Origin of the sequence: Cyanobium gracile PCC 6307 (assembly GCF_000316515.1) — a bacterium.
Lineage (GTDB): Bacteria > Cyanobacteriota > Cyanobacteriia > PCC-6307 > Cyanobiaceae > Cyanobium > Cyanobium gracile.
On record NC_019675.1, the window covers coordinates 1,273,718 to 1,287,826 of the forward strand.

Below are 14,109 nucleotides of genomic sequence, written 5' to 3' on the forward strand. Positions count from 1 at the left end.
CACATCTTCCTTGAGCGCGAGCTATGTGAGAGACTGCTTTGGCAACGTTGGGCCGAGTTCACTCGTATGAGTGACCGTAAGGCTAGCCTGAATAAACAACTTCAGCTAAGCTGGGCATAGCATTGAGAAAGAAGTGCCCCTTCAAATTCTTGGACTTGCTGAAGATAGGCGTACCACTACGCCAGTAGTCTACGCCCAAGTCCCCATCATCGAGTTTCTACCTCTCGTAGGAACCGAATTTGAGAGTTTTTCGATCCAACGCAGGCGCGAAAAGCACAAGGCATATGATCGTATGAAAAAGGATATCATCGAAGGTGCTCTACTTCCTTCGATTACTCTTGCGGTCAAGCCCGAGAGGGTACCCGATCTTAGACCCCTTCATGCCTCTTCTAGCTTTGATCAGCTTGCCCTGCGCTTAAGCCAACCAGGGCAAGTTAATATCCTTGATGGCCTACAAAGAACGTACATCATAAAGGACTTGGTTGACGAAGGTGTCGAATTAAATCCGCTTCAGACTCTTCATCTTGAGTTTTGGCTTGAGGATGATATCAACAATCTAGTCTATCGGATCATCGTCCTCAATGCAGGCCAAAAGCCAATGAGCATGAGGCACCAGATTGAGCTACTTTTCTCTACACTTAAGCAAAAACTGGAAGACGAAATAAAAGATTTAGAAATTTACAGAGAGCGAGACCAAACACGAAGAAGAAGTCCTCGAAAATTCGCACTCGACAGACTAGCCGCAGCTTATCAAAGCTATATTACAAGATCCCCAGAAGTAAGTCGTGAGAATATCGTGGCTCAGCAGATTGTAGAGGCAAATGCCATGGACGCATCTGAAGAGGAGCTTACCTCTGAATTTAACTCGTTTGTGCAACTCCTCAAGCGATATTGCCGTCTAGACGACGAAGTGTGTCGTGTATATCCAGAGCGCGATGATTCATCAGAAATGCCAACCGGGGCAAATTGGTTTGGGAGTGACAATGTGCTACAGGCATTCTTTTCAGCATACAGCCAATATGTTTCTGGTGAAATTCAAAAGCAACGAGCCGAAGCCGCCCTCGATAAGATATTACAGTGTCTTCGGAGATCCTCTCCGGAAGACGATCCACTTGGGCTTCATCGATTGCTTGAAATACAAAAAGGACTAAGCCCCCGCAAAGTCAACATTGGGACTGGCACTCGAAGGCTTCTATCAAACGGCTTCAAAGAGCTCTTTCGAGGTGAAGGTGATATATCAATGGAAGATTGCTGGACTCTTGCTGCTGAGTGACTATGGAAGCAGTCGAGATACAAAGCCTCATACAAGATGGGCTCTTACCGGATCTGAGGATGGCTCACATCCGAGTAGATGACGGGTTGTTAGTTATAAAAGATAAAGTGCCATTTCGTGTTTTCAGGGATTGCTCATATGACGAATGTTCAAACCTAGATATTTGTGATTCGAGCGGCTCGGTGATAGGCATGCTGCTTGGCACTCGCTCTTTAGGCCCTGTCAATGTTCGTGCGCTTACAGAATGGCAGCTGGCAGCTTACTTGCTAGAGCGAGAATACGTTGAATTCGACCAACCTATTCCTTTCGCTTTTGATTACGTTGTCATAGATTCATCGCGAGTTAATGACTATCAGAGAAAAATGAAGGACAGCAGTGAAATCTGGGGATCCTATTCCCACGTGAATACCAACTCCCGGTCTTCGGCTATAAGGCAGTGTCAATCAATTACTGCCATCCAAGGCATGAGGCTACCTACACCTTTTCATAAGGTAGCCCTTGAGCGAGCTGTTCAGGCATCGCATCCCTTTGAAAGATATTTGAAGTACTATCATGAGCTGGAACTGCTGTTTGATTGGATTGTCGTAAAAAAGATTCAAGCTCTTCAGAATGATTTGCAAGGCGCTGCCAAGCTTATTTCTTCATACCAGAGTGGCGACTTGCCTCGACTCAAAGACTTGATTCTCACTTACTGCAACGATGCCCCGAAAGTGCATTCCCTTCTTGCAAATATTTTAGATTATAGGATTACCGGAGCAAAGATTTTTCAGGACTATGGCAAGGAGGGAAACCCCCTGAAGGACTCCTGGAGTGATATGTGTACCGATCTAGGCAAGGGCTACTTCTTGAATCCACCCACAAAAGGAATGCCAAAGAATCAAGACAAATACGATAAGATTATTCTGGAGTCTGCTGCATACTGGATTTTTCGGATTAGGTGTTGCATCGCGCATCATCGAATCGGAGAGTATTTGCTTTCACAGAATGACGATGAGTTTGTAATTGAGTTTGGAGAACGATTGCTACTAGGAACAATAGGCATCATCCTTGAAAACCCTGACCTTCATGGAATGATGGAATAATGAGAAGTCAGGTTTCCTTGTTTGGCGGGCTGGTCAAACACCCAGACATATTACAGGGATAAACTAAATGCTGTCCACTGATGTTCAATTCCCGTGATGAAATGCAATGCCAATTAAATGCTTTCAACACTGCCGCTCATGCTAGATCTCCCAACCAAATAGACCGATATCCCGAATCAATCCGGCACCCGCGCCGCCAGATCCTCGGGTACTCGGAAGATCTCCCGCCGTCCGTCCTTACCTGCCATCAGGAGCCCTTGGGCAGCCAGCTTCTGCAGATCGCTGCGGGCGGTCTGATGACTCACCCCATGGCTGTTCTGGTGCGAGAGCACCGTGTAGCGGAAGCCGGAATGCCGAAGGGCATGCCGCAGCAGGGCCAGTTGGCGGTGGTTCAGACCGTCCATTCCCTCCAGCCGCTGCTGCAGGGCCCCCACCTCACCGGCCTTTCGTTCCAGGTAGGCATGCAGATTGGCGATGGCCTGCTGAATCACCTTCACCTGGGCCAGCAGGAAATAGGTGAGGTCGTTGTCGTCGCTCTCGCTTAGGAGAAACGAGCGCTCATACTGCCCCCTGGCCTTGTTGATCACCGAGGAGATCGAGACGAACTCGAACAGCCAGTAGCCCTGATGCAGCATCGCCCAGTAGAAGAGCGCCCGGGCGGTTCGGCCGTTGCCATCGCAGAAGGGGTGGTCGTAAGCCAGCCAGAAGTGCAGGGCGATGGCCCGCACCACTGGGTGGATGAACACCTTCGGGGTCTCGCCGTTGGCAAAGCGGCAAAGTTCTGCCAGCCGCTGCGGCAGCTCCTCAGCCGGTGGCGGCACATGGAACACGGTGCCGTAGGCGTCATCCACCACCACCTCCTTTACGGCTGGGCGCAGCCGGCCGGCATCGGCCGGGTCATCCAGCGTGTCCTCGCTCACCAGCCGGTGCAGATCCAGCACCAGCTGCGGTGTCAGCGGCTGCTTCCGCAGCTCCTGGATGCGCTGCATCGTCAGGAAGTTGTTGAGGATCATCCGCTCGGAGCGGTCGCGGGGCGGCCGCCGGCTGCGGATCATCGCTTTGGCCACATCCCGCGTCGTGGCAGCACCTTCCATCTGCGAGGAGGTGATCGCCTCCTCCATCAGCGAACTCAGCAGGTAGCGATCCCGGGTGGAGCGGGTGTTGACGGCCTCGGGAGCCACCACGCTGGCACCGGCCTGCATGTCGATCTGATGCAGGCCCTGAAGCAGCACAGGCGGTTGTGAGAACCAGAAGGCCTGTCCGTCACTCGCCAGAAGCGGCAAGGGGGTGGGCCGGCGCGAGAGCTTCTCGGCCAGCCACCACTGTTCATGGCTCAGCCCCTCCGGCGGCGGGCGATGGCGCAGCTCATCCCAGTGCAGGTAGTGATCTCCATCCGCCGCGGTGGCCAGGCGGGAGAGCATCGGCAGCGTCTCCTCCAGTCCCCCGCTGCGCTGCAGCATCTCCTGGAGAGAAGGGGGCTTGCGGGGCAGCCGGGTGGACAAGTGCAATGAACTTCAAACTTGCTTCAAATTAGAAGATGGTTTGGCTTTGCGCTCGGAGGGCCGTCTCCAGGCCAGTCGCGGTGGTTTCCTGCCATCCTGGCCAGAATCGAGCGATGGTCACCTCCGCCGAGATTCGTCAGCAGCTCGTCGCTGCCCTGCGTAGTGACCTGATCGGCCCCGGTTGGGATGAGGTGGCCCGGCGCCATGAGCACCTCAGCCAGCCGCCCTCGGTCTGGTACACGACGGGCTTCCTGGTGCCGCATGTGTTCCAGCAGGAGGCGGAACGACAGACCCCCGATCAGCAGCTGAGCTTCGCGGATTTGGGCGGGGAAGACGACAGCAACGACGCCGCCAACCGGCTGGAGAAGAAGGAGCGCGACGAGGATGCCAACGATTCCCTCGATCAGGCGAACAAGCGCCGCAGCTGGTTCCCCTCCTCCCTGGGGATGAGCTTCATCCTGGAGCGTGGCTCCACGCTGGAGGCCTTGGTGAGCTGGGGCGACTACAGCCCGCCGGCCGATGGGGATGAGGCTCGGCTCTGGCTGCGCACGCCCCAGCGAGTGCAGAAGACCCTCACGATCACTGGCCACGGCAGCAGCGATGACATCCCCCTGGAGGCCAACCCCGCGGGCCTATGCCTGCGCTGGATCGCCCGGCCGGCCCCCAGGAAGCTCGGCTACCCCAGCGATCAGCTCTCGGTGTCGCTGTTCCTGCTCAACAAACGCGAGCCACCCAAGGCCGACCAGATCCGCTACCGCGACCCCCTCACAGCCTTCCAGGCGGAGCTGCGCCTCCATTGCGCCCGGGGCTTCCCGCCTCGCCGGGACGCCCTGCAGAACGCCGCCAATCAGGACAACGACGAAGCCCTGGCGGCTCTGCAGTACCGCCGCGACTTCTGCTTCGCCAGCGGCCACAACGTGGCCGTGATCGCGGCGGGCATCGAGCCCGAGCAGCCCGATCGCGCCCTCACCCTCACCACCACCTGGCTGCCGACCGCCGAAGTGATGCGGGTGCTGCCAGAGCCTCCGGCGGTGGCATCCAATGTGCCGATGAACATGGAGGCCCTGGCCGACCTGGCCCAGAGCGAGCAGATCATCGGCAAGCTTCAGCCGATGGTGAAGGCCTACCGGCACTGGATCGCACGCCAGCCGGGCCATCCCATCGAGGATCCTGTCCTCAACGAAACGGCCAAGAACCTCTGCAGTCAGGCCCAGGACTGCGCCGATCGCATCGAGGCCGGCATCCAGCTGCTCGCCGATCCGCTGGTGCGCGAGGCCTTCCGCACCATGAACGTGGTGATGGCCCGCGCCCAGCGGCAGCGATCCGCCTTCAGCGCCAAGGTGCCCCCCGATCAGATCGGCAAGGCCAGCGGCACCCGGACGCCGAGCTGGCGCTTCTTCCAGCTGGCGTTCGTGTTGATGAACCTGCCCGGGCTGGCGCAGCCACTGTCCGAACGGGGGCGGGTCGATCGCGAGACGGTGGAGCTGCTGTTCTTCCCCACCGGCGGCGGCAAGACGGAGGCCTACCTGGGCCTGGCCGCCTTCACCTTGGTGCATCGGCGTCTTGCCCACCCCGGCATCGAATCGGCAGGTGTGACGGTGCTGATGCGTTACACCCTGCGCCTGCTCACGCTGGATCAGCTGGGCCGCGCCGCCACGCTGATCTCCGCCCTGGAGCTGGAGCGGCTGGAGCGGGCCAAGGCTGGCCATCGCTACCTGCTGGGCGAATGGCCCTTTGAGATCGGCATGTGGGTCGGCAAGGCCGCCACGCCCAACGTGCTCGGCGGCCCCGGCGACAGCGACCAGAACTCCACCCACGCTCTGCTCACCAAGTGGAAGGCAGGCAAGCGCGACCGGCCGATCCCGATCGAAACCTGCCCCTGGTGCAACAGGCCGCTGCAGCCCGACGGCTTCCATCTTCTGCCGCCGAAGAAGCCGGAGCGGATGGAGATCTACTGCCGCGAGTCTCGGCAGCCGGAGGCCCGCCAGGAATTCGCCCACATGGGGCCCTGCCCGTTCCAGAAGGGGGTGCCTTTGCCGGTGCTGGCCGTGGACGAACAGATCTACCGGCGCCTGCCCTGCTTCCTGATCTCCACGATCGACAAGTTCGCAGCGCTCCCCTGGGTGGGGCGGACCTCGGCCCTGTTCGGCAACGTCACCCACGTCCAGTTGCCCAGCGCCACTGGGTTGGCCGGCTTCTGGGGCCCTGCAGAGAAGGCCGCAGGCCTGACGATCCCCCACGGCCGCCTGCTGCCGCCCGAGCTGGTGATTCAGGACGAACTGCATCTGATCAGCGGCCCGCTCGGCACCCTTGCCGGGCTGTACGAGACCGTGATCGAGCGGCTGATGCGGCCGACACCCGAATCGCCGCCACCCAAGATCGTGGCTTCCACCGCAACGGTCCGCCGTGCAGAGGCCCAGATCAAGGCCCTGTTCGGTCGCGCTCAGGCTCGGGTGTTTCCACCGCCGGGGCCGGAGCGGGAGGACAACTTCTTCTCCCGCACGATTCCCGACTCCAACCAGGCCCGCCTCTACGTGGGTCTGTCGGCCCCCGGCCGCAATCTCAAGGGCGTGCTGCTGCGCAGCTACCTGGGCCTGATGGCCGCAGCCCAGAAGGCCTGGGACGACAACAGGGGCCTGGGCGCCAAAAACCCTGCCGACCCTTACATGACCCTGCTGGGTTACTTCTCCAACCTCAAGGAGCTGGGTGTCACCCGCAGCATCCTGGAGGATGAACTCGGTGCCCAGCTCGAAGCCTTCGCCACCAACCGGGCCCTGCCGATGGAGGGAGTCGAGAATCCCTTCGCCAGCCGCAAGCGGCCGGAGATGCCGGAGGAGCTGACCTCACGGGTGAGCACAGCGCGGATCAGCGCCACCAAGGATCGGCTGTCGAAGCCTTACGTCGACAAGGAGCGGCTCGATGTGGCCCTGGCCACCAACATGATCTCGGTGGGTCTGGACATCGCCCGCCTGGGCCTGATGGTGGTGCTCAACCAACCCAAGACCGCAGCCGAGTACATCCAGGCCACCAGCCGGGTCGGGCGTCAGTTGAGCGCAAACCCCGACGAGAACAAGCCGGGCCTGGTGCTGGTGCTGCTCAACCCCAACCGGCCCCGGGATCGCTCGCACTTCGAGCTGTTTCCCTACTGGCACCAGACCTTCTACCGGCATGTGGAGGCCACCAGCTGCACGCCCTTTGCCAGCCGAGCCCTCGATCGCGGCCTGCCTGGCGTGGTGGTGGCCTTGGCACGCCACAGCGAGCCGCAACTGGCCCCACCCAAGGGGGCGATGGCCGCCGACACGCTGCAACGGATCAAGGATCAGATCGCCGAGGCTCTGCAGAGCCGCTGCATCGCCACCGGTGCCGCTGACGACGGCCACAGCCAGCTGCTGCCCACGGAGGTGCGTGCCCAGGTGATCGATCTGATGGAGGCCTGGTGGAAGCTCACCCAGCAACCCGAGGCCAAGCTGCAGTATTGGACCTACGAGGACAAAGGCTCCGGAGCCGGCCTGCTGCACACTCCACTGGATACCGATGCCCTGTACACCGGCGAGGGCTACAGGCAGTTCACCACCAACTGGAGCCTGCGGGATGTGGAGCCCGTGGCACCGATTCGGTTGGTGAACTTCCGCGAGGAGATCACCGCCGACGAGGACTGACCTGAACCATGCCACCCAGCACGCGCCGCAAGACCGCACCGCCACCACTCGGGGAAGCCCGCCAGAGCCAGGTGCTGCAGCTCTACGGCCCTGGGGCGATGGTGGATCTGCCGGACTACGCCGTGCTGATCGGCGGCCTCGACTTCTGGAACGATCGCGGCTGTGACCCGATCCATGAACCCCGGTTGCTCCGGCTGGCGCGGCAGGCCACGGGGGCAGCACGGGTGGATCTGCGCACACCGCCCAAGGAGGTGGATCCACTACGGAACATCAGCGGTTCGATCAAGGCTCTGCGTTTCCCCGAGTGGTCGGTGGTGCAAAAAAAGATCCCCGATCGGCAGGCCTTCGGCATCGTCTGCCGCACCCGTTTGCTGGTGCACTACAACGACAGTTGCATCAAGGACTGGAAGAAATTCAAGGACGACGAGGGCGAGCATCCGCTGGTGCCGGTACGTTTCGTGATGGCCTGTCCCCACGGCCACCTGAGCGACATCCGTTGGCGTGACTTCTGCTTCAACCAGTTCGGTTGCAAGAACGATGAGCGCCTCTATCTGCTGGAGGCAGGGACCGGCAACGACTTCACCCAGATCTTCGTGCAGTCGGAGAGCGGTGTGACGCGAAAGCTGGCCGATGCTCTGATCCCGGAAACCAAGGCGCTGGGCACCTGCCAGGGACACACGCCCTGGCTCGGTCGGTACAGCCGGGATCCCGAGCGCTGCCTCACCGATGGTGAGCCCACGCAGAGCCGGCTGCTGGTGCGCTCCGCCACCAACGCCTACTTCAGCGAGACGATCTCGGTGATCTCCCTTCCGGAGGAAGCCGGTGGCCTGGCCAAGCGGGTCACCGAACTGAAGGACGAACTGGCGGGGATCGAAGCCGAGGCTGACATCGCCATGGCTCTGAAGTTCAACCCCAGGCTCAAGAGCGCTTTCGCGGGGGTGGAGCCAGCCGCCCTCTGGCAGGCCATCGAAGCCCAGAGGGGTGGCAGTGGTGGCGACGTGCCCCAACCGAAGGATGAGGAACTGCGGCTGTTGGTCGGCCCGATGGATGGGGTCTCCAGCTCCGCCGAAGACAGCCTGTTCGAGGCCTCAGTCTGGTCACCGGCAGGTGCACCGGCCTGGTTCCGGAAGGCCATCCGCCGAGTGCTGCTGATCCGGCGGTTGCGGGAGGTGCAGGCCTTGGTGGGCTTCACCCGCTTCACGGCCCGGACCAGCAGCCTGGGGGGCCTGCCGATCGACACCACCAAGACGAACCACCGTGCTCCGCTGGCCAACGACCTGCGCTGGCTGCCGGCCTGTGAGAACAAGGGCGAAGGCATCTTCATCGAGTTCGACCCCGCCACCATCAAGGCCTGGGCCGCCAGTGATGCCGTGGCCAGCCGCGCCGCCCAGTTCAGCAAGGCGTTCGAGAACGACTGGCTGAAGTCACGGGGACTCGACAGCGAGCAATTCCCCTTCCCGGGTGCTCCCTACATCCTCTTGCACAGCTTCAGCCATCTGCTGATCACCGAGATGGCTCTGGAGTGCGGCTATGGCGTCAGCTCGATCCGCGAGCGGATCTATGCGAACCCCGACATCGGCTACGGCATCCTGCTGCTCACCAGCACCTCAGGCTCTGAGGGCTCCCTGGGAGGTCTGGTGGATGCCGGCAAGCGGATCGTGACCTACCTGGAGCGGGCCTTCGAGCGAGGCCAGCTCTGCAGCAACGACCCCTTCTGCTCCGAGCACGACCCCAACCACCCCTTCGACATCCGCCCCACCCATGGCGCCGCCTGCCATGGGTGCGAGCTGATCGCCGAGACCTCCTGCGAGCAACGCAATGAGTTCCTCGATCGGGCCCTGGTGAGTCGCACCGTGTCGGTCCACGACGAAAAAGACGACCCCAGCTTCTGGAGTTTCATCAACTCCGGGTCCTCCGGATGAGCCTCTCGCTGCCGGCCCAGACCCTGCGCAGTGTGGCCGCCTCCCTACGGCAGCTCAGCTATGTGCCCACCAGCTGGCAGGCCCTGCTGGGGGGCCAGAGCCAGCAGATCCGCGAGCAGCTGGAACCCTTGCTGGTGGAGATGGTGCGCGAGGGCGCCCACCCCAAACTGCTGGCCCTGGTCCTGGAGCGGTTGGCGGATGCCCAGCAGGAACGCCAACGCGAACGAGATGCCTGGAGCTTCGTCTGGTCGGGGCCAGAGCCCCTCCATGCCAGAACGGCCGACACCTTCGCGACGGTGGACCAGCTGATCCGGGAGGCACGATCCAGCCTGATCATCGCCACCTACAACATCGGCCTCTCCGCAGGCTTCAGGGAGCTGCTGGAATCGATTGCAGAGCGCCTCGCAGATGGACGGCTGCAACGGGTGCAGTTGTTCTTCCATCCAGTGCAGATCGAGGGCCGGCTGGGATCCGATCCTCTTAGAGAGATCCGCCGCTGGTTCCACACGGAGGTGTGGCCTTGGCCCGCCAAACCCCTGGCCTACATCGATCGCCGTCTGCTGGCCGGTACCAGCGAACGTTGCCACCAGCACGCCAAGGTCGTTGTCGCCGATGCAGGCACCGATCGCGCGCGCGCCTTGGTGACCAGCGCCAACTTCAGTGAAACCGCTCAGCGACACAACTTCGAAGCTGGCTGGCTGGCACGGGAACCCTGGCGCGCCAACCAGGTGAGCGATCACCTGCAGCAGATGGTGGCGGAAGGGTTCTTTCTGATGCTCTGAGTTACCACCTCTTTCGCCTGAGGGAATGGGAAGCCCTTCGTGCGCGCGAAAAAATGCCCCAAAAATCCGGGAGGGCCTTCCTACTAGGGCTGCTGAAATCTCCCCTCCCAAAAAAAGCCCTAGGGAGGGTGGCTGACCAGGCAGGCCAGTCAACAAGCGCTTATTGACCCTCATTCTCAATAGCGCGCTCGTGTGAATCGGTCCCGTGCACAGGCTGGACTACCTTCCATGCCGCCCCGACTAAACAGGCTGGCGGATATCCGCAAGGGCCAGGCACCTGCTGTAACAAGGACTCTCCATGCTCTGGCACCTATCCAAACAGACTGCACCCCAAGGGACACCCCATCGATAACGCAGTCTCAATGACTTGGTGAACAGGCTCGGTCAGCCTGCGTCAGCCTAGGCGAGGGGAAGTGCCACCATTTCTATCCACCGCAGGGCTGCAATCCCTCCATTCCAATCTTTCTATCCACGGGGACTGTGAAGGGGTGGACGCAGTGGCCACTCCACTGCACAGCAGCCAACCCATGGCCTCATCCACATCCGCCTCACCAAACAACTCGATCGCCTCGAAGAACACCTCAACTGCAGAGGCACTGGCACCCAAGCCATCCCCAGCTCCCCACCCCCTGAAACAACCCATGCTCGGCACAGCCGCCATAGCGGCAGCAGAGCAAGCTGGTCAATACCACTCCCTTGGTCCTGTCTACGCCGGCATCGGGATGGTTGGTGATTTCTCCTTGGAGGTGGGCTTCCAATCCGGGGAAGGCCAGGAGCAGCAGCGATCGGGGATCGGCTTCTTCGTCCGCAGCGATCACATCGCCAAGCGGTACGTGAATCTGATCATCTGATTGAACTCACCCCCTGAGTCTCCAGCTCAGCACCTATGCCCCCTTCTACGGGGGCATTTCTTTCCTTCTCCCGCAGCTCCCCTGCCGCCTGGATTGCTGCCGCCAAAGCAACTCCACTGGCGGCATAGGCAGCGAGTGGAGAACCGATGCCGTACTGACGCATCAGCTCACCAGCGTTGGTATAGGCATGAGAACGGCCTCCCCCCAATACCGCACGTCTCAAGGCAAGGGTGCGCTCCAGATCCACATCACCCCTTTCGCTGAGCCCAGCCCGGTAAGGACCCCGGCCGAGCAGGGTGGTGATCTGCATCACCCGATCCTCATAGCCGAGGCCAGCCTGATTCATGCGTGAAATGGCTTGATTCAACCGGCCCAGATCGAAAGCTGGATCCACATGCTCCCCAAGAATCGCTGCCGATCGAGGGGTGAGCCTGCCGCCATTGCCTTCCAACTCCTCCACAACCATTCGGGCCAGACGCACCTGGGTGTCGTCCGCGACCACGGCATTGCCTCCCAGCAGTCGCTCGATCGGCCGGATTGCCGCATCCGTGAGAGCGTCATTCCAACTGCCAACCAGAGGATTGTTCAGCACAAGCTTCATCAGTCCCTGCTGGAACGACTCTCCTGCCGCCTTTCGCTGAACCATCAGAGCTGCATGCCTCTGGATGAAGGGTAAGCCCCTCTCCGGGGGCTGTTCGTCGGTGCTCCGCCAAGGCGGAGCATTTCCTTCGAACACTTGCCATGACTTCCACATCAGCCCCAAAGGACTGCCAGGCCATTGATCAATCGAGCGCCCCAGGCACTGGACATGAAGAGCGCCTGACCCACTCCCTCATCGAACTGATGGCCAATGGCGTCAATCCCTGGCGCAAACCATGGAACCCCAACCGTGGTGGCTCCCATCGCAATTTAGTGACCGGGCATCATTACACCGGCGGCAACCCAGTCCTACTGGAAATGCAGATGGCCGCAAGAGGATCCGAGCTGCCACTGTGGCTTGGGTACAACCAGGCCAAGGAACAGGGGTGGAGCCCCCATAAAGGCAGCAAGGCCTGCATCATCATCCGACCGCAGTTCAACCAATACGAAGAACTCGATGCCGATGGCAATCCCCAGCGAGACGCCAATGGCGAACCCGTGATCACCACGTGGGTGAGCTACAAGCCAGCTGCTGTCTTCAATGCCGCCGACCTCCACGGCGACGGTATTGAGAAAGCCATCACCAAGGCCCTCGGAGATGTCAAGCCCGTCCCTGAATCGCAGCGACTTGCTGAGGCCCGGGCGGTACTACAAGCCTGGCCAGTGCCCGTGATCTACGGCACCGACTGCGCCTGCTACATTCCGGCATTGGATCGGATACAGCTCCCAACTGCAGGCAGCTTCCATAGCCACGAAGCTTTTCTGGCCACCCATGCCCATGAAGCGATTCATTCCACTGGTGCAGCCAAGCGTCTGAACCGCGATGGTGTGGCCAGGCGGCATAGCTTCGGAAGCGAGGCCTATGCAAAAGAGGAGCTGATCGCTGAACTCGGGGCCTTCCTCCTGACCCAGCGATTGGGCATTGGCAGCAACAGTGAAAACCATGCAGCCTACCTCCATCACTGGATTCAGATTCTCCAGGAAAGTCCACGAATCCTATTCAGGCTTCTCAGCGATGCCACGAAGGCAGCGGATCTTATCGCGTCAAGCGTCAGCCAAACCGCGGCCGTAAAGGGGCCAAAGCCAAGCCCTATCTTGGTGAGGAGCTGAACTATGAATGAATCTGATCACCTCGGATGAGATCTAAAACCCTGGAGATTGATTTGGATCCAAGTCACAGTCTCATCACTCAAGACGGGATTGAACATCCCAACTCTGGCGTGACATTCTGACAGCAGGCCCTCGACTTTCCGGGGGCCTTTTCTCTATTCTGAAAAATCCAAAACCTATCCCTTTCCTTCAACAGAAGCCATTAAAGAAACAGATGGGTATTCATCTTCCTGCGAAGATATCATTGTGAACATTTGACCATCGCCGCCGCCTGCAAGACCGCTCAGTTCCTGCGCCTGACCACCGGCGAGGAGACCTGACCAGCCCGATCCACAACCTGCTACCCGGCCTCCTGACCTTTGATCTGGAGACCCAGATAGACCTTTCCCCTCTCTGCTTCTCTCTCAAGGCGTCCGCCTCAAGAGAAGGCCCATCAGAGCAGACCTCTCCGAGAGAACCTTACCAGACCCCGCAACACCCCCTCTCTCATCCGCGCCACGATTCGCGCCACGATTCGCGCCACGATTCGCGCCAACTCACGATTCGCGCCAACCCCGTGGCGCGAATCTTTTCAGTCATACCAATGGATTTCGGGATTCGCGCCAATTCGCCAACCTCCAGGGCACCCTCCATCGCAACCCCTCCCGCCCGCTAGATGCACCCCCGCGCATCCGCGCACGCGGGCGCGATCTATGTATGCCCCCAAAACCAACCCTTTCGTGCCTGTGAACGTAAGTGGCACCGCAGTCCACACACTCCGCTCGGGACTCGATCAGTGCAGGTAGATCCCAACCACTGGCAGCTGCACTCCACTCGTCTGCGCCGACTCGTTTGCGACAGAGTTCGATGATCTGAGGAGGACGGGCCATAGCGCTCCCCAGAAGCCCTTAGACGGCCCAGGAAGGCGGCTGGAAACCCAACAGCGCGGGCCCCACTCCTCGCGATTCCCAGCCCCGCAGAGGGCCTTCCAGGGCCAACTTGACGTTGGACATCGATGACCTTGGAAGAAGACCCAGCGCCTTCCTGGCTGGGCTCGCACGAATGGACCACCTTTGCAAACGCTTTTGCAAACAGACTTCGACCGGAATTCCGAAAAGACAGTAACGGCAATGGATTACAAGCGAGATCACCCTGCATGGCATGCAGGGGGTCAGCGGTTCGAGTCCGCTTGGCTCCATTTCATTGGTACAGGGCTCCCCTGGGGCTTCTTTGACCGGTCCCCTGGGGGGCCTTGTTGCTCTGGTCAAGCTGGCTGAGCCGGAAACGGCTGCCGCCGGTGCGGCCGACAG

Annotated in this window: 9 protein-coding genes and 1 tRNA gene; 8 read left to right on the forward strand and 2 right to left on the reverse strand. The window is 60.4% G+C overall.

From position 1 onward, the window contains the following. Positions 1 to 292 precede the first annotated feature (292 nt). The gene (locus CYAGR_RS16940) at positions 293 to 1,273 is read left to right on the forward strand and encodes a hypothetical protein (RefSeq protein ID WP_015108896.1); all 981 of its coding nucleotides are present in this window, start codon (positions 293 to 295) and stop codon (positions 1,271 to 1,273) included. A gap of 59 nt (positions 1,274 to 1,332) precedes the next feature. Then, complete coding sequence (locus CYAGR_RS18185; RefSeq protein ID WP_156818401.1) at positions 1,333 to 2,355, forward strand: hypothetical protein; 1,023 nt, start codon at positions 1,333 to 1,335, stop codon at positions 2,353 to 2,355. A 176-nt stretch (positions 2,356 to 2,531) separates the two neighbouring features. Here the strand turns inward: CYAGR_RS18185 and CYAGR_RS06000 are convergent, their stop codons facing one another. Beyond that, positions 2,532 to 3,863, reverse strand: a complete 1,332-nt coding sequence (locus CYAGR_RS06000; protein WP_156818402.1) for a Fic family protein — start codon at positions 3,861 to 3,863, stop codon at positions 2,532 to 2,534. A gap of 107 nt (positions 3,864 to 3,970) precedes the next feature. On the opposite strand from CYAGR_RS06000, the gene drmA reads away from it, so the two are divergent. The 4 genes from drmA (at position 3,971) to CYAGR_RS18190 (ending at position 11,071) form a co-directional block, all read left to right on the forward strand. Then, entirely contained in the window at positions 3,971 to 7,516 is a 3,546-nt protein-coding gene (drmA, locus tag CYAGR_RS06005) for a DISARM system helicase DrmA (protein WP_015108899.1), read from the forward strand. An 8-nt stretch (positions 7,517 to 7,524) separates the two neighbouring features. Beyond that, positions 7,525 to 9,438 (forward strand): DUF1998 domain-containing protein, encoded by a 1,914-nt coding sequence (gene drmB, locus CYAGR_RS06010; protein ID WP_015108900.1) that lies wholly within the window; start codon positions 7,525 to 7,527, stop codon positions 9,436 to 9,438. Further along, the gene (gene drmC / locus CYAGR_RS06015) at positions 9,435 to 10,220 is read left to right on the forward strand and encodes a DISARM system phospholipase D-like protein DrmC (RefSeq protein WP_015108901.1); all 786 of its coding nucleotides are present in this window, start codon (positions 9,435 to 9,437) and stop codon (positions 10,218 to 10,220) included. The genes drmB and drmC overlap by 4 nt, the downstream gene beginning before the upstream one ends. Before the next feature lie 641 nt (positions 10,221 to 10,861). After that, a complete protein-coding gene (locus tag CYAGR_RS18190; protein WP_015108902.1) occupies positions 10,862 to 11,071 on the forward strand; it encodes a hypothetical protein in 210 nt (69 codons plus the stop codon). Here CYAGR_RS18190 and CYAGR_RS18195 read toward each other — a convergent pair. Continuing rightward, positions 11,064 to 11,672, reverse strand: coding sequence for a hypothetical protein (locus CYAGR_RS18195; RefSeq protein ID WP_216593367.1), 609 nt, complete (start codon positions 11,670 to 11,672; stop codon positions 11,064 to 11,066). The two genes, CYAGR_RS18190 and CYAGR_RS18195, sit on opposite strands and share 8 nt — an antisense overlap. 140 nt (positions 11,673 to 11,812) lie before the next feature. Here CYAGR_RS18195 and CYAGR_RS06025 point away from each other — a divergent pair, with 140 nt between their 5' ends. Both CYAGR_RS06025 and CYAGR_RS18200 read left to right on the forward strand, forming a co-directional pair. Then, complete coding sequence (locus tag CYAGR_RS06025; protein ID WP_015108904.1) at positions 11,813 to 12,820, forward strand: ArdC family protein; 1,008 nt, start codon at positions 11,813 to 11,815, stop codon at positions 12,818 to 12,820. A 1,109-nt stretch (positions 12,821 to 13,929) separates the two neighbouring features. Next, positions 13,930 to 13,997 (forward strand) — tRNA-Ala (locus CYAGR_RS18200). Positions 13,998 to 14,109: the final 112 nt, after the last annotated feature.